Genomic DNA, 15917 nt, shown 5'->3' on the forward strand with positions numbered 1-15917 from the left:
GGTGTTCGGGGGTGGGACTGTTTGCCAGTCCTGGAAGGACGGGGTGTTGATGAGGAGGCCGCCGTTGGGGTTGCGGGAGACCTCGCGGAGCATGGCTCGGATGCGGGGGTAGTCGAGGTAGTCCTCGGCGCGGATGGGGTGGGGGTGGCCGGTGGTGCGGATGTAGTAGAGGCGTTCGTCTGCGATGCCGGAGGTGGTTATCGCGTTGCCGGATTCGATGGCGGTCACGTCCGAGGCGATGAATGCCCAGCCCGCGATGGCGGACAGGGCCGCGGCCGCCGCGATGCGGTAGGGGCGCGAGTTCGACGGCTCGGCAGCTGATTTCAGCGGGAGCACCATGACGGGCAGTAGCAGGCAGAACAGTGGCGGCAGCAGCATGCGACCGTGCATGAAATCACCGCCGACACGAATCTCGTAGGCGGTCAACAGCAGTCCGGCGCCGAGCATGAGGGCGACCACCGCGGCGGGTGTCCGCCGCCATGCGGCGATGCCGCCGCGGGGTAGCCGGGATCGCAGCGTGAACAGCGAGGCGATGCTCAACAGGAGCAATGGAACCCACAGCCAGTAGGGGCCGACGAGATTCCAGAGGTAGGCGAGGCCCTGCCGCCATTTCGCGCCGCTCGCATCCTTCGCGACGGCCGTATTCGGGTAGGGCAGTCCGTAGTAGCCCATCCGCCAGATCTGATAGCCCACCGGCACGAGAGCCGCGGCCAGAACGGTGGACGCGCGGAATACCCACGGCCGCAACCGAGTCTCGGACAGCGGCGCGCAGAGGATCATGAAAACCGCTGGTGCACCGACAATTACCAGCTCTGGCCTGATCAACGGCGCCAGACCCGCGAAGAATGCCACTCCGAGAGAGCTTGTCAGCCTCGACTTTTCCGACTGGCTCCAAGTGATCAGCCAACACCACAGCACCGCGAGCCAGCAGATCACCAGACTGGATTCCAGCCCCGAGGTGACGTAGTCGCGAGCGGGCGGCAAGGCGATATAGACGAGAGCGCCTGCCGGAAGCAGCAATCGACCGCCGCCCCACAGCCGAGCCGTACCCGCCATCGCGACGACGATGGACACCACCGACAGGATCAGCCCGAGCCCCACCGCCACGTACTCCAGCCGCGCCCGCGTCACCCAGCTGCCGGCCCAGATGAGGTACGTCCACCCCGTGCTGGTGTTGACCTCGACCCGCTCACCCGCGTTGAACACCGGACCGTTGCCCGCCAGCAGGTTTCGCACCGTGCGCAGCACGGTCAAACCGTCGTCGGCGATCCACCGCCGCTCCCAGCCCCCGATCGCGAAAAGCCCTGCGACCAAGACGATTCCACCGATCAGGCCGATTCTGTCAATACGATTCCCCACATCGCAATCTTGGAGTCCCCCACCCCGGCCGGGCAGGCCACAGAAAGCGTGGGCGCGACATCCCCTTTCAAGATCATTAAGATCGGCACCGATTCCCCCTGGACAGGTGCGGTGATTGCCGCCATGATCGCCCCGGTATCTCTACGTTCGAGTCCGGGGGTTGTTGAATGTCGTTGTTGGGGAAGTCCGCTCTCGTAGCGGTGATTCCGGCGGCCGCGGCGCTGGTCGTCGCGGGAGCGGGGAGCGCGCAGGCGGAGGAGGATCTGTACGGCGCGATCGCGGTGCGGACCAAGGGGGTTGGTGAGGCCACCGACTACCGAACCCAGAAGGAGGCCGACGCGGCGGCCGTCAAAGCCTGTGGTGACGCGGGCCTGTGCACGGTGTTGGCGCGGTTCTACAACCAGTGCGGTTCGGTGGTCGAACGCGATATCGCCTGGCCGCTCGGCACCGGGCCCCAGTACTGGACGGCGACCGGCGCCACGGCCGCCGAGGCATCGGCCAACGCGATGCGGATGGCGGGCCTGGAACCGATTTCGGTGCCGGGAGTCTGGTGGGTCGTGCGTCCGGCGTTCGTGCTGGACACCATCTGCACCTCGAACGCGGGATGAGGGGCGATCATATGTCGGTCTCGCGTAAATTCGCCTGGGCCATGGTGATTCCGGTCGTCGGGGCGCTGCTGGTCGCGGCCGCCGGGTCGGCGCAGGCGAGCGGATATCTGTACGGTGCGATCGCCCTCGGCGGGGACCGGGTGGGTGAGGCCTTCGACTATCCGAACCAGAGTTCGGCGGATCAGGCCGCGCTGGACGCGTGCGGTAAACCGGTCGGCTGCTATATCGCGGTGCGGATCCAGAACGAGTGCGGCTCGGTGGTCGAGCGTGATATTTCGGCCTTTCCGTGGACTGTGCTGCCGAACGTCCCCGGATTGTCGATACAACCGATGTACACCTATGGCACGGGCGCCACGGCCGCCGAGGCCGAGCGGGCCGCGCTGAAGTCCGCCGGTCCCATCCTCGAATCGTGGGTCGTCCGGATCGTGAAGCCCGCCTTCGTTCTCGACACGATCTGCACCGCGAACGCCAGGTGAGTCCGGCCCGGCCTCACTGACCGTATTGGAGCGACCGCGTCTGCGGAATCACGCCCGGGGCCTCGGTGGCCGGGTTCGTCTGGATCGCGGGCGGCGTGTACCTCGGCTGCTGCACGGGAGGCTGGTAGCTGATCGGGGGCGGAATATCCTCCGTGGTGGTCACGACCGGGGGCTGCGTCGAGGTCGTCGGCGCGGTGGTCTGGACGGGCGCCGTCGTCGACGTAACCTGTTGTGTCACAGTCACGGGCGAGCTGGTCGGGCTGAGCGGCGTGGCGGGCGGTTCGGAGTGGCCGCGCATGGCGATCACGCCGGTGACGATCACGCTCACGCCCGCGACGGCCAGCCCCGATACCACCGTGGGCCGCCGGATGGATCGGGTCTTCTCGAGCGGTCTGTCGAGTTCGGTCGGCAGCTCCGGCAGGTCCGGGAGCGCGGCTTTCGAAAGCGCCACCGGCCGTGGCGGTTCCGGCACGGCCACCACGGCGGAGGTCAGCGCCTCAGCGGCCGCCCCGACGAGGGCGGCGCAGCTGGGATACCGGTCGTTCGGCGACTTCGCGAGCGCGGTGGCGATCACCGCATCCAACTCGGCGGGGAGTTCGGCGCGCAGCTCGCGTGGCGACGGCGGTCGCGCGGTCAGATGCGCGCCGATCACGGCCGCCTGATCCTTGCGCGGGAAGGGCGGCTGTCCCGTCAACAGTTGAAACAGGGTGCAGCCCAGGGAGTAGATGTCGGCGCGATGGTCGGCCGGCTCCTCGCTGAACCGTTCCGGCGCGGCATAGGCGAAGGTGGCCGCGATCCCGGACAGGGTGACGGTGTCGTCGAGCGTGCGCGCGATCCCGAAGTCGGTGAGCACCGCGGATTCCCCGTGCCGCTGATCGTTCTCGATGAGCAGGTTCGCCGGCTTCACATCCCGATGCAGCACCCCACGGGCGTGCGCGTAATCCAATGCGTGCGCGGCGTCTTCGAGCAATCGCACCGCCCGCTCCGGCTCCAGTCCACCCGGGTGCGCGCTCAGCAGCCCCGCCGCGTCACCGCCGCCGACATAGCGCATGGCCAGCCACAACGCCGGATCGTCCGGGGCGCTGCGGTCGTACACCGACACGATGTTCGGATGATCGAGTCCGGCCGCGAGCGTGGCCTCCCGCTCGAATGCCGCCCGCGCCTTGGTATCCGAGGTGAAGGTACCGGCCAGCACCTTGAGCGCCACCTGCTTTCGCAGCCGCGGATGCCCGACCAGATACACCGCGCCCATCCCACCCGCGCCGAGCAGCCGCTCCACGGTGAATCCGGCAAACACAGCCCCCGGCTGCAAACTCACGGACGACCCTCCCCACACGCTGATCGGGGCCGCGTACCCCGGACAGCGCGGTCGGTATGCCCGGGCATGGGTGCGGCCCCGACAGAATCTATCGCAACCGCGATGCCCGGGGCAGGCTTCGATCCCTGTCCGCCGGGCGAACCCGGCGGTGCCGGATCAGCGGTAGGGGCGGTCGCCGAGGATGGCGGCGCGCTCCATCACGCGGCGCTGCGGGAAGTAGTCGTTGACCGCGTAGTGCTGGGTGGCGCGGTTGTCCCAGAAGGCGATCGAGCCTGCGGCCCAATGGAATCGGACCTGGTATTCCGGGGTGCGGGCGTGCAGGAAGAGCTGCCGCAGCAGGTCTTCGCTCTCGTCGGTGTCCAGGCCGACGATGTGGGTGGTGAAGACGGCGTTGACGAACAGGGTCTTGCGGCCGGTGCGGGGGTGGGTGCGCACGACGGGGTGGGCGACCGGCGGGAATTCGGCTTGGCGGCGGGCGAGTTCGTCGGCGTCGAGGAAGCGGCCGAACGGCAGCGTGAAGTCGTGCACCGCGTCCAGGCCCTCGATGCGCGCCTTGAGGTCCTCGGGCAGGTTGTCGTAGGCGGCCGCCATGTCCGCGAACAGGGTGTCGCCACCGGCCGCGGGCACCTCGATGGCGCGCAGCACCGAGCCGAGCGCGGGGCGCTCGCGCCAGGTGACGTCGGTGTGCCAGGCGTTCTCGACGCCGGGATTGTCGGCGTCCTTGGCGAAGCGGACGATCTCGGGGACATCGCCCTGCGGCAGGAACGGGTGCACCTCGAGTTCGCCCCACAGCCGCGCGAAGTCGCGGTGCTGCGCCCCGGTGAGGTGCTGGTCGCGGAAGAACAGCACCTTCCACTCCAGCAGCGCGCGGTCGAGTTCGGCGAACAGTTCCGGGCCGACCGGCTCGCGCAGATCGATGCCCGAGATCTCCGCGCCGATCAGATTGGTTTGCGGTGTGAGAGTGAAGAGTTCGTAGGGCGCGCTGTCGGCGCCGCCGGGCAGCCGGTGCAGGGTGCGCGGCCCGGCGGCCAGGGAGCGGCCGGTCAGCAGGTCGCCCAAGGTGGCGTAGGAGGCAGTCATCGTATTCCTTGTTCTGTCGGTCGATTTCGAGGTGGCCAGGGGTCGGTGAGGATGGCGGTGGCCGCGGCGACGAGCACCTCGAGCCCGAGGTCGCCGAGATGCGGTGGCGGATCCGGCTCCTGGAGACGGCGTTCCCGGTCGGCCAGCGCGGTGACCACCAGCATGGAGACCAGCCGCATGCGCTCGTCGAAGAGCTCGGGGGCGAGCCCGTCGAGCGCACCGCGTAGGCCCGCGACGACGAGCCGGACGCTCTCGGCCTCGGGACGGCGCAGGGTGTTGACGACCGGATCGAACTGTGGGCGCCACAGGGTTTCGGCGATGAAGCGCAGATACCAGCTGGGTTCGTCGCCGCGCTCCGGATCGTGCAGCGTCGCGGCCAGTGGTTCGACGAGGGCGCGCACCAGTTGCTCGACGCTCGCTTCCGTCCCGAGTGCGCGCAGCCCTGCCAGTCGTTGCGCGTTCACCGTGGTCATCCGCCACACGTAGATCGCCTCGACCAGCGCCTCCTTGCTGCCGTAGTGATACGCCACCGCCGAGGTATTGCGTTGTCCCGCGGCGACCGCGATCTGCCGCAACGACACCGACTCGATGCCGAATTCGGCGAACAGACGTTCCGCCGCCGCCAGGATCTGCGCTTTCGCCGCCATGCCCTCAAGTTAAAGCGGCTGCGTTAAACCGGCCAGGAATTGGTTCACGCAGATCCTTATCCCCGGCGACGGCACGCTTCGCGCGGTCGCACGACCGGCCGCCGTCGAATTCACCACCTCGAAACACCAACGGGCCACTGGGGGAAACAGCATTTTCCGATGCTGTGCGCGAATTCCCGTGGGATATGAGGTACGAGTGTGAATTCGGGAGATACCGCGTGGGTGCTGGCGAGCGCCGCGCTGGTCATGTTGATGACGCCGGGGCTGGCGTTCTTCTACGGCGGCATGGTGGGCGGCAAGAGCGTGCTGAACATGCTGATGATGAACTTCGTCTGCCTGGGCGTCGTGTCGACCCTGTGGCTGTTGTACGGCTACAGCGAGGCGTTCGGCGACGATGCCTATCAAGGGCTGGTGGGCGGTATGTCGCACAGCCTGCTGCGCATGACGCACGGAACGCTGTCCGGCCCTGCGGGACACCAGATTCCGACGATGGCGTTCGTGATGTTCCAGCTCATGTTCGCGATCATCACGACGGCCCTGATCACCGGGGCGATCGCGGGACGGACCCGATTCTGGAGCTGGGTGGTCTTCACGGTCGCGTGGACGACCGTGGTGTATTTCCCGGTCGCCCATTGGGTTTTCAGCGCCAGCGGGTTCACCGATTCCGACGCGTCGGGCAATTCCACCGATGTCGGCGGCTGGATCGTCAACCGGCTCAAGGCATTCGACTTCGCGGGCGGTACTGCGGTGCACATCAACGCGGGCGCGGCCGCGCTCGCGGTGGTGCTGGTGATCGGTGAGCGGCACGGCTGGCCGCGCACTGTCCCACGCCCGCACAATGTTCCGTTCACGCTGCTGGGCGCGTCGCTGCTGTGGTTCGGCTGGTACGGCTTCAATGCCGGATCCGCCTTGACCGCAGGCGATCTCGCCGCCCTGGCGTTCACCAACACCACCATCGCGACGGGCGCGGCCTCGCTGGCGTGGATAGTGGTCGAACAGCTGCGCGACGGGAAGCCGACCACCATCGGGGCGTCGTCCGGCGCGGTCGCCGGTCTGGTGGCCGTCACACCCGCCTGCGGTTTCGTGGGGCCCATCGGCGCGCTGTGCATCGGACTGGCGGCCGGGGTGTGCTGTGCGCTCGCGGTGAGCCTGAAATACGTTTTCGGCTACGACGATTCGCTGGACGTGGTGGGCGTCCACCTGGTCGGCGGCCTGGTGGGAACGCTGCTGATCGGCCTGTTCGCGGACGCCTCGGTGAACCCGGCCGGCGGTAACGGCCTGCTCTACGGCGGTGGTCTCACCCAGCTCGAACGGCAGGCCGTCGCGGCCCTGGCGGTGCTGGCCTACTCCTTCCTCGCCACCCTGCTGCTCGCCTGGATCATCCACCGGCTGCTGGGTTTCCGCGTCGACCACGAGGCCGAGGTGAACGGCGTCGACGAGGCCGAACACGCCGAATCCGCCTACGACACCCACCCGCTGACGCCCGCGACCGTCACGCACCCGCAGCCCCGCGTCCCGCCCCAGCGGCGACAGCCGACTCCCCCGCCGCGGCCCGCCCAGCGATCCCGCAACCAGTACTGGTGAGCGGTCAGAGCTGCCGCGCGCCCAGTTCGCCGATCACCTCCGCCACGGCGCGGATCGGCTCGGATTCGAGTTCGGAGCGCCAGATCAGGGCGTAGGAGATGGGCGGCATGTCGGTGACCGGGATGAACCGGATATTGCTCATGCCCCAGTGCCGGCGCACGTGGCCGGGGAAGATGTGGACGACCTCACCGGTGCTGATCATGTCGATCAGGTCGTCGGCGTGCAGGGCCGGGCGGCCGCGGTTGACCGGGTTGCCGCCGGGCGTGACGAAGGGCAGGTAGCCGTCCTCCCAGTAGCGGGACCCGAGCGGGGCCATGGCGTGCACGTATTCGGTGGTCTCCTCCAGGGTGACCGTCTCGCGGTCGGCCAGCGGGTGGTCGTCGGCGACGGCGAGGACCCGGGGATCGTGGAACAGCGTGGGCCCGACCACGAAATCGGGTTCGCGCACCGGCAGCCAGAGCACCACGGCGTCGAATTCGCCGCTGCGCAGCTGCTCGAACGGGTCGGTGTAGTGCATGCGGCGAAGTTTCAACTGCCAGTTGGGATGCCGATCCCGAAACTCGTCCCAGAAGACGCGGAACTCGCTGATATTGAACGGCATCAGGCCCAGGCGCAGCACCGCGGTCTGGCCGCTGGCGGCGAGTTTGGCGCGGCGCATGCCGTAGGCCAGGCCCTCGTAGTGCGGGAGCAGATCGTCGCGCAGCTGTTCGCCGACGGTGGTGAGGCGGACGCTGCGGTTGGTGCGCTCGAAGAGCAGGGCGCCGATCTGACGCTCCTGCTTCTTGATCGCCTGGGTGATGCGCGCGGGGGTGACGTGCAGGCGCTCGGCGGTGCGGCCGAAGTGCAGTTCCTCGGCGAGCGTCAAGAAGATCTCGATGTCGCGCAGTTCCACGAAGTTCCCGTCTCGCTTACTCCGCGGTTAATGCGGCATTGCACTTTTCGTCGTTGTTCGGCCGCAGGGGGCTGACCATTCTAAATCGAGGCCCCGCCGGTCACCGTGACCGGCGGGGATTCTCACAGATGAGGAGTGTGCGCATGGTGAGCGCTGTCGGTTCTCCGGCACAGGAATCCCCGGCTCCGACACCGGAATCCACACCGGAGCGGGTGCCATTGCACCGGTGGCTGGGTGTCGCGGCGGTGGCGATGGGGACGTTCGCGATGGTGACGTCCGAGGCCCTACCGGTCGGTCTGCTGACCTCGGTCGGTGGTGCGCTCGACGTCTCCGAGGGCACGGCCGGGTTGATGGTGACGGTGCCGGGCCTGGTGGCCTCGGCGACCGCGCCGCTGCTGCCGGTGGCGATCGGCCGCCTGGATCGGCGCGTGGTGCTGCTGGGGCTGATCACCCTGATGGTCGGGGCGAATCTGATGTCGGCGTTCGCGCCGAACTTCCCGCTGCTGCTGGCCTCGCGCTTCCTGGTCGGCATCGCCATCGGCGGCTTCTGGGCGCTGGCGGCGGGCATCGCGGTGCGCATGGTGCCGGAGCGGTTCATTCCGCGCGCGACCGCCATCGCCTTCGGCGGTGCGACCGCTGCCAATGTGCTCGGCGTCCCGGCCGGCACGCTGATCGGCGAATTGACCGACTGGCGCGTGGCTTTCGGGGTGCTGGGCGGACTGGGCCTGGTGGTCGTGGTGGCGCTGCTGCTCCTGCTGCCGCCGCTGCCCGCCACCGAGCCGGTGCGGGTGCGCACGCTGGCCGAGCAGTTCCGCAATCCGGTGGTACGGGCCGGGGTGCTGGTCACGTTCCTACTGGTGAGCGGGCACTACACCGCGTTCACGTTCGTGAGCCCGATCCTGCAGGACGTGTCCGGGATGGACCAGGCGCTGGTCGGTCCGTCGCTGCTGGCCTTCGGAGTCGCGGGCATCATCGGCAATTTCGTGGCCGGTGCGCTGGGCGGGCACGATATCCGCAAGGCGCTCATCACGATTGCCGGGCTGCTGGCGGCCGTGCTGGTGCTGATGGCACTGGTCGGCGGCACGGTGGTGACGGGGCTGGGGCTGCTGATCGTGTGGGGCCTGGCGTTCGGCGGCATCCCGGTGGGTGTGCAGACCTGGATTCTGCGTGCCGCACCGGAATCCGCGGAGGCGGCCACGGCCTTGAACACCTCCATGTTCAATCTCGCGATCGCGCTGGGCGCGTTGTTCGGCGGGCTGGTCGCCGACAATCTGGCGCTGCGGGCCGTGCTGTGGGTCGGCGCGGCGCTGGCGGGGCTCGCCGCCGCGGCGGTGTGGGCGACCCGGAGCACCCGTTCCGAGGCGGAGGTCTGACATGCCGGGTATTGGTGCGGCGGAGCGGGATCGGCGGCTGTACGAGCCGATCGCCCGTGACGCCCTGCCGGAGTTGAACATTCGACTGCTGGAATCCTTCCTGGCAGTAGCGGCGGCGGGCGATATCACGCGGGCGGCGACGCTGCTGCACCTCACGCGGCAGACGCTCTCGGCCCAGATCCGGCAGCTGGAGCGGACACTCGGGGCGGTGCTGCTGGTCCGCGGTTCACACGGAACGCAATTGACCGATGCCGGACGGGAACTCGCGACCGGGGCGCAGGCCCTCGTCGACGGCTGGGTGGAGCTGGCCGAGCGGGTGAACAGGGTTGCGGGACAACGGATCAACCGCCTGCGCGTGGTGTGCTGCCCGTGCCGGACCACCCCCTTCCTGATCCGGGTCGCCGACGGCCTCGAAGCGGCGGTACCGGGTCTACAGGTGGATCTGGTCAGCGTGCGGACCATGCCCGAGGGCGTGCGCGCCCTAGAATCCGGCCGGGCCGATGCCGGATTCGGCTGGCTCCCACTGGACGGAACCCGCTTGCGCCACACCGTCATCGGCTCCGAGCCCTGGGTGGCGACGGTGTCCCGCGACCACCGTTTCGCCGAGCACGACGCGCTGGTGCTGGCCGAGCTGGCCGCCGATCCGGTGGTGCTGCCCGCGATCTTCGTGTCCGACAGCGTCGAACGCGGCTGGGTCGGCACCCTGCGCCCGGACCGGGCGCTGCGCGATCCGGCGGTGCTGGACGTGGAGGACGGTCCGATCATCGCGGCCCGGCGGCAGGGGATCTGGCTCGCACCGGAATCCATGGCCCGGCGGCACGCGGACAGTGGTTCCCGGGTGCTCCCGGTGGCCGACGCGCCCCCGATCGACGCGGTGGTCATGTGGACCGATCGCGCCCCGAAGGCCCTGGTCGACGAGTTGGTCAGCACGGTCCAGGGGGTGGCCGCATGACATCGGCGGGCTGGCGTCGGAGACCGTGCTGGTCGTTGCCACCGGAAAACACTGTTTTCCAGCCGGTTTCGGACTCAGAAGAATTACCCGGTAGCGAAAACGGTCATTCGTCCGATGAATATCGGAACGCTTCGATTCCCAGGGTCGGGTCGTCCGATCGTGAGGTCGGCCCCGCTCTACCTGCACTGCGAACTGAAGGAGTTTCATGAGAACGTCATTGGGTGTCGCCGCACGGATTGCCGCGGTCAGCATTACGGGCCTGGGCTTCGCGGCCGTCCTCGGCGCGGGTAGCGCACAGGCCGCGCCGCAGGACTGCAGCGTCACGAGAGGATTGACCGACGCGACCGCGGTCTGCGCTCCGGACGGCGGTTCCAACTACGTCGTGCACCTGGATTGTGTCGGCCTCTACGCCAGCGGGCCGTTCCCGCTGTACGCCATCGGACCGTACAAGTCGCTCAGCTACCCGTTCACACCGTCGGGCCAGCCCGTTTCGGTGGGCTGCACCGGTATGGGACCGGGTGTCATCGCCGTGGCCACCAACGCCTACGTCGAGGTCTACCAGCCGTAAAGACGCACGTTGCGAGGCCCGGATCCGGCCGGATCCGGGCCTTTCTCGTGTCAGTCCACCGCCGATGTCACTCGCGCGGGAGCGGCCGCGACGGCCAGCAGGGCGTCGGCGATCTGATGACAGAAGGCGTCGGCGTTCTCGTCACCGTGTGTGAGGGCACGGAAAAGCGTTGCGCCGCGGAGCAGCTCGAAAACCGCGTCCGCATCGCAGGCGGGCGAGGCCTGTCCGGCGGCCGCGGCGTCGGCGAGGAGTTCGCGCAGGGCCGCGCGGGTCGGCTGCTCGCCCAGGTCGAGGATGCGGCGGTGTTCCTCGCGATTGTCGTGATAGGCGGCGAGCAGGCCGGGCAGGGCCGAACGGGCCGGCGGGTAGGCGGCCGCGTCGAGGAACAGGCGGGTCCAGGCCAGCAGGTCGGCGCGCAGGTCGCCGGTGGGGACGGGGTAGTTGCCGGTGTCGAGGGTGAAGGCGGCGTCCTCGATCAGGGCTCGCTTGCTGGGCCAGCGGCGGTAGATGGAGGTGGCGACGACGCCGGCGCGGCGGGCGACCGCGGCAATGGTGGTGGCCTCGTAACCATCGCTGACCAGCAGTTCCTGGGTGGCGGCGAGCACCTGCGCGTCCAATTGCGGATCACGCGGGCGGCCGGGACCGGAGCGCGGGGCGGGCTGGGTCACGGAGATCTCCTGTCGGCGAGTTTCGCGAAACAGGATATCTCCGGACCTCGGTTGAAATACGGTTCATCGCGTATTCGAATTACGGCGATGCGTCGCCGGGCTCCATGAGAGGACCACCGATGCTCACTCCTCACGACGAACTGCTCATCCACCAGCTGCCCACCACCTTCGACCACACGCTGCAGAGCGACCTGCGCTGGACCGAGCGAATCGTGTTGTACGGCTTCGACAAATCCGGCTCGGTCAATGTGATGACCGGCCTGGCGCGCTACCCCAACCGCAATGTGGTGGACGCCTACGTGATGATCACCATCGACGACAAGGTGGCGCACGTGGTGCGGATGTCGCGCGAGATCATCGGGCAGGCGGACGGTTTGGACAGCTGGCAGGTCGGGCCCTACCGCTACGAGGTGGTCGAACCGCTGCGCAAGGTGCGCGCCACCCTCGACGACAACGAGCACGGCATCCGCATGCAACTCGACTTCGAGGGCCAATTCCCCGCCTACGAACAGGAACCCGCGTTCTTCCGCAGCCGCGGGCGGGTGCGCGAGGACGCCCGGCGGTACTACCAGAACGGGCGGATCAGCGGCTGGCTGGAGGTCGAGGGGCAGCGCATCGACATCGACCCGGACAACTGGTGGTTCGGGCGCGATCACTCCTGGGGCACCCGGCACGGCGGTGGCGGCGGCAGCCTGTCCGAGGGCGAGGGCCTGCAGCCCGCGGAAATGCCCGACGGGGTGCTGTACTACATGGGCATCTTCCAATTCGACGATGAGCTGGTGCATTTCGCGCAGCGCGAGACCGCGGACGGCGAGCGCTGGCACTTCGAGGGCGCGATCTTCGAGCCCATCGATTCGGCCGCTCCGCCGATCCCGATCCTCGACGTGAAGCACGACCTGGATTTCCGCGACGACTTCCGAATCATCAAGGGCGGCAAGTTCGTCACCCAGAGCGCCGACGGCCGGGACCGCGAGTTCACCCTGTCGCGGGTCACCAATTACTGGCCGGGCCTGGCCGGATACGACGTGTACCGCGGCTATGGCTCCGGGCTGTGGCGCGGACCGTACTGGAGCGACAGCTTCGCGGCCGACCTCACCGACACCGCCGACCTACAGAAGGTCCAGGCGCTCAGTGGAACTCTGTGTCGCGTCGAGCACGAGGGCAAGGTCGGCTACGGCCTCGTCGAAATGGTGTTCTACGGCCGCAACGCGCGGTACGGATTCGCGGGGTAACGATGACGAACGCGCTCCGACCCTCTCCGGAGGAATTACCGGCCGCACTGGAACCGGCGCTGCGGCAGCATCTTCCGCAGCTCGGATCGTCCACGGTCGCCGAGTTCGCGCGCACCGCGCGCGGATTCTCCACCGAGACATACCTGTTCGACGCCATGGGCGAGAACGGCACGGTGCCCCTGGTGCTGCGCCGCCCGCCGGAGAACGCCCTGTTCCCCGACTACGACCTGCTCCGGCAGGTCCTGGTCATGCAACGGCTGGCCGGGACCGCCATCCCGGTGCCGTCCGTCGCCTGGCTGGATCGCGGCACCGGTGCACTGGGCAGCCCCTACTACGTGATGAACCGCCTCCCGGGCGACTCCCCCAGCGACTACCCGTCGTACCACTCGGCCGGCACCTACTTCGAGGCCACACCCGAACAGCGGCAACGCATGTGGTGGGGCTGCGTCGACACCATGGCCGCCATCCACGAACTGGATTGGCGGGAACTCCGATTGGACTTCCTGTCCTTCCCCCGCCACGGCCACGGACCCGTCCACCAGCTCGTGGGCTACCTGGACGCCGCCATGACCTGGGCGTGCGGCGGCCAACAACCGGAGATCTTCGGCCGGGCCCTCGCCCACCTCCGCGACAACGCCTACGAGCCCGAGCGCGTGTCCCTCTGCTGGGGCGACGCCCGCATGTCGAACATCCTCTACGACAAGGACTTCCAGGTAACCGGCGTCCTCGACTGGGAAATGGCCTTCCTGGGCGATGGCGAGGCCGACCTGGCCTGGATGCTCTTCCTGGACTGGGCCAGCAGCGAATTCGAGGGCCACACCCCGCTCCCGGGCACCCCCTCCCGCGCCGAGACGATCGAGTACTACGAGAAACGCACCGGTCGCCCGGTGCGCCACTTGCATTACAACGAAGTACTCGGGGTGGTGCTGCTCTCGATTCCCCTGCTTCGCATGACGAACCAGGCCAAACTCCCACCGGAGATGAACATCACCGCCTTCTGCACCACCCGCCTCGAGCAACTACTCTCCTGACGCTCTGCGTGTCCGGGCCTTCCAGAGCAACAGGGCGGCCTGGACCAGGAAGAAGATGCCGCCGCCGGTGGCGTAGACCGACAGCACATCCAGGGTCGGGGAATCACCGGCGGCTTGGGCGATGTAGACGGCTCCGACCAGGGCGGACAGGCCGCCGGAGATCAGGGTTGGCCATTGTTTGCCGAGGACGGGGCCCCGGCGGTGGATGCCTACGACCAGTTGGGCAGCGCCGGAGAGAGTTGCCCAGGCGCCGAAGACGGTCAGGACGGCGGGGACGCCGCCCGCGGTGCCGGCTATGCCGAGGGCAATGGCGATGGTGGTGCTGAGGATGCCGTTGAACGCGGTTACTCGGCGTTCGGAGGGGTTGGGGGTGGCGAGGTAGTCGACGGCGCAGGAGACGGCGTCGATGAGGGGGTAGATGACGAGGAGGGCGATGGCTACGGCGTTCAGGGGGTCTGAGGCGGCGGCGAAGGCGGCGGCCCAGAGGAGGGCCAGGAGGCCGCGGATCAGGGAGACACGGATGACGGAGGAACGTTCGGAAGCGGAAGTGGCGTGTGCCGCAGTTGTTGTCATGGGAGCTGTCCGTTCGAGTGGTTGAGGAAGTCGGAGGGGGTGGGCCCTCGTCCGTGCAGTACGGCGAGCTCGGACCAGAGCCACAGGGCTACCGGGCCCGTGAAAATGGTTGTGGCGAAGGCCAGATCGCTGCGGACTGCGCGGAACGAGGGCATGGCGGTCAGCCTTTCGAGGAGAAGACGAAGTCGAGGACCGCGGTGGTGAAGCGGATTGGTTCCTCCAGATGGCCCAGGTGGCCGCTGTTTTCGAGGATCACCAGGCGCGAGTCGGGGATGAGGGTGTGGAGTTCCTCGGCCCAGCGGGGGCCGCAGATGACGTCGTGGCGGCCGACGATGATCAGGGTGGGGATGGTCGAATTCGGGAGGGACGCACGGTCGTCGATGAGGTCGGGGGTCAGGTCGGCGTTCAGGCCGGAGATGTAGGTGGCCTGGATGCCGGCGCGGAAGGCAGCCCATCGTGGTTCGTCGGACCAGTAGTCGGCGAAGTAGGCGGGGAGGATGCCGCGGGCTACCGCGACGGTTTGTTCGTCGCTCGTAATGTCTTGCATGGCAGCGGCTGCCGCGAGCACCTCGGCCAGTTCGGGGCGGTCGGCGTGGGCGGCGGCGAACTCCTGGAAGCGGCGTCCGGCCTCGGCACTGTGCTCGGGGCCGGTGACCGGGGCACCCTCGTAGAGGATGACGCCGGCGAGCCGCTCGGGGCGGTGCAGCGCGTGGTAGGCGGCGACGAACGCACCGTGGGAATGGCCGAGCAGATAGGCCTCGGGTACGCCCAGGTGCTCGATGATCCGCTGCAGCGCGAGGCTGTAGCGCCCGCGACTGTAGCCGTTCGGATGCGTTGGGAGACGGCCGGATTCGCCGGTGCCCAGCGCCTCGATGTACACCATGGTGAGGTGTTCCTCGAGCTCGGGCATGCGCAGGTACTCCCAGTGGATTCCGGGCCCGCCGGGATGCGCGAGGCAAACCGGTCCGCGACCGAAGACGTGGTAGCGCTGGAGGATTCCGTCGGAGTCGAAGCTGTGGACGCCGGGGGCGAGGGCAGGATTCGCGGGCATCACTCCGCCTTCAGCGGGCCGGCGAACGCCTTGCGCAGCGAGGACGGGCCGACCAGCGGCAGCAGCGCCGCCAGCAGCTTGCCCTTGAGCGCCTTGGGGGTCCGGGTCAGTTCGACGTCGACCCGGGTGCCGAAGGTGTCGGGGGTGGCGCGAAACACCCAGCCGCCGCCCGCGCCGAAGAGCTTGGAATCCAGCGTGGTGATCACCACGGTGTCGCCGTCCGGATTCCATTGGTAGCGGGCGCGTTCCCAGGCGGCGGCGGTGCCCTCGGTGACCTCGGCCCAGTTCTCGCCGCGGTCGTGGACGGTGAAGTGCTCGGCGTCGATGCTCGGCCACGCCTCGGAGCGGGTCGGGCCGAAGTCGGTGAGGACGGCGACGACCTCGGCGGGGGTCAGGGTGGACATCAGGTGAAAGCGAACGGTTGTCATGGGAATCACCTTCGCCGCCGCAGGCAGGGCGCCGAATCTGTCAGTTGACGCTGAGGTGACGTAACTGTTTTTCGGTA

The 15917-nt window shown here is 68.5% G+C and carries 17 protein-coding genes; 8 read left to right on the plus strand and 9 right to left on the minus strand.

Annotated elements, in window-relative coordinates:
• Window positions 1-1359: flagellar motor control protein ZomB (gene zomB / locus ACAM49_RS01765; RefSeq protein WP_369633678.1), on the minus strand; the 1359-nt coding region annotated here is incomplete at its 3' end.
• 167 nt (window positions 1360-1526) lie between these two features.
• On the opposite strand from zomB, the gene ACAM49_RS01770 reads away from it, so the two are divergent.
• Window positions 1527-1967, plus strand: a complete 441-nt coding sequence (locus ACAM49_RS01770) for a DUF4189 domain-containing protein (RefSeq protein WP_369633679.1) — start codon at window positions 1527-1529, stop codon at window positions 1965-1967.
• 11 nt (window positions 1968-1978) lie between these two features.
• On the plus strand, window positions 1979-2443 hold the full coding sequence (locus ACAM49_RS01775) for a DUF4189 domain-containing protein (RefSeq protein WP_369633680.1): 465 nt from the start codon (window positions 1979-1981) through the stop codon (window positions 2441-2443).
• A 13-nt stretch (window positions 2444-2456) separates the two neighbouring features.
• On the opposite strand, the gene ACAM49_RS01780 is transcribed toward ACAM49_RS01775, so the two are convergent.
• The 3 genes from ACAM49_RS01780 to ACAM49_RS01790 all read right to left on the minus strand — a co-directional run bounded on the left by ACAM49_RS01780 (window position 2457) and on the right by ACAM49_RS01790 (window position 5488).
• The gene (locus ACAM49_RS01780) at window positions 2457-3761 is read right to left on the minus strand and encodes a protein kinase (protein WP_369633681.1); all 1305 of its coding nucleotides are present in this window, start codon (window positions 3759-3761) and stop codon (window positions 2457-2459) included.
• Between the two features lie 156 nt (window positions 3762-3917).
• On the minus strand, window positions 3918-4841 hold the full coding sequence (locus ACAM49_RS01785) for a TauD/TfdA dioxygenase family protein (protein ID WP_369633682.1): 924 nt from the start codon (window positions 4839-4841) through the stop codon (window positions 3918-3920).
• Window positions 4838-5488, minus strand: a complete 651-nt coding sequence (locus ACAM49_RS01790) for a TetR/AcrR family transcriptional regulator (protein WP_369633683.1) — start codon at window positions 5486-5488, stop codon at window positions 4838-4840. The genes ACAM49_RS01785 and ACAM49_RS01790 overlap by 4 nt, the downstream gene beginning before the upstream one ends.
• Before the next feature lie 198 nt (window positions 5489-5686).
• Here ACAM49_RS01790 and ACAM49_RS01795 point away from each other — a divergent pair, with 198 nt between their 5' ends.
• Window positions 5687-7072, plus strand: coding sequence for an ammonium transporter (locus ACAM49_RS01795; RefSeq protein WP_369633684.1), 1386 nt, complete (start codon window positions 5687-5689; stop codon window positions 7070-7072).
• 4 nt (window positions 7073-7076) lie between these two features.
• Here the strand turns inward: ACAM49_RS01795 and ACAM49_RS01800 are convergent, their stop codons facing one another.
• Window positions 7077-7964 (minus strand): LysR substrate-binding domain-containing protein, encoded by an 888-nt coding sequence (locus tag ACAM49_RS01800; RefSeq protein ID WP_369633685.1) that lies wholly within the window; start codon window positions 7962-7964, stop codon window positions 7077-7079.
• 143 nt (window positions 7965-8107) lie between these two features.
• Here ACAM49_RS01800 and ACAM49_RS01805 point away from each other — a divergent pair, with 143 nt between their 5' ends.
• From ACAM49_RS01805 to ACAM49_RS01815, 3 genes are all read left to right on the plus strand, one after another.
• Window positions 8108-9337, plus strand: coding sequence for an MFS transporter (locus tag ACAM49_RS01805; protein ID WP_369633686.1), 1230 nt, complete (start codon window positions 8108-8110; stop codon window positions 9335-9337).
• Window position 9338: 1 nt separating this feature from the next.
• Entirely contained in the window at window positions 9339-10289 is a 951-nt protein-coding gene (locus ACAM49_RS01810; RefSeq protein ID WP_369633687.1) for a LysR family transcriptional regulator, read from the plus strand.
• A gap of 205 nt (window positions 10290-10494) precedes the next feature.
• Window positions 10495-10857 (plus strand): hypothetical protein, encoded by a 363-nt coding sequence (locus ACAM49_RS01815; RefSeq protein ID WP_369633688.1) that lies wholly within the window; start codon window positions 10495-10497, stop codon window positions 10855-10857.
• A 50-nt stretch (window positions 10858-10907) separates the two neighbouring features.
• On the opposite strand, the gene ACAM49_RS01820 is transcribed toward ACAM49_RS01815, so the two are convergent.
• Entirely contained in the window at window positions 10908-11525 is a 618-nt protein-coding gene (locus ACAM49_RS01820) for a TetR/AcrR family transcriptional regulator (RefSeq protein ID WP_369633689.1), read from the minus strand.
• Window positions 11526-11644: 119 nt separating this feature from the next.
• Between ACAM49_RS01820 and ACAM49_RS01825 the strand changes: the two genes are divergently transcribed.
• Both ACAM49_RS01825 and ACAM49_RS01830 read left to right on the plus strand, forming a co-directional pair.
• The gene (locus ACAM49_RS01825; RefSeq protein ID WP_369633690.1) at window positions 11645-12757 is read left to right on the plus strand and encodes a hypothetical protein; all 1113 of its coding nucleotides are present in this window, start codon (window positions 11645-11647) and stop codon (window positions 12755-12757) included.
• Window positions 12758-12759: 2 nt separating this feature from the next.
• Window positions 12760-13788 carry a phosphotransferase family protein gene (locus ACAM49_RS01830; protein WP_369633691.1) on the plus strand — a complete coding sequence of 343 codons (1029 nt, stop codon included), beginning with the start codon at window positions 12760-12762 and terminating at the stop codon, window positions 13786-13788.
• On the opposite strand, the gene ACAM49_RS01835 is transcribed toward ACAM49_RS01830, so the two are convergent.
• From ACAM49_RS01835 to ACAM49_RS01845, 3 genes are all read right to left on the minus strand, one after another.
• Entirely contained in the window at window positions 13777-14361 is a 585-nt protein-coding gene (locus tag ACAM49_RS01835) for a DUF308 domain-containing protein (protein WP_369633692.1), read from the minus strand. The genes ACAM49_RS01830 and ACAM49_RS01835 overlap by 12 nt on opposite strands.
• A 160-nt stretch (window positions 14362-14521) precedes the next feature.
• The gene (locus tag ACAM49_RS01840; protein WP_369633693.1) at window positions 14522-15412 is read right to left on the minus strand and encodes an alpha/beta fold hydrolase; all 891 of its coding nucleotides are present in this window, start codon (window positions 15410-15412) and stop codon (window positions 14522-14524) included.
• The gene (locus ACAM49_RS01845; protein ID WP_369633694.1) at window positions 15412-15840 is read right to left on the minus strand and encodes a hypothetical protein; all 429 of its coding nucleotides are present in this window, start codon (window positions 15838-15840) and stop codon (window positions 15412-15414) included. The genes ACAM49_RS01840 and ACAM49_RS01845 overlap by 1 nt, the downstream gene beginning before the upstream one ends.
• Between the last annotated feature and the right edge of the window lie 77 nt (window positions 15841-15917).

It is taken from the genome of Nocardia sp. JMUB6875 (assembly GCF_041154655.1).
In the GTDB taxonomy this organism is placed as follows: domain Bacteria; phylum Actinomycetota; class Actinomycetes; order Mycobacteriales; family Mycobacteriaceae; genus Nocardia.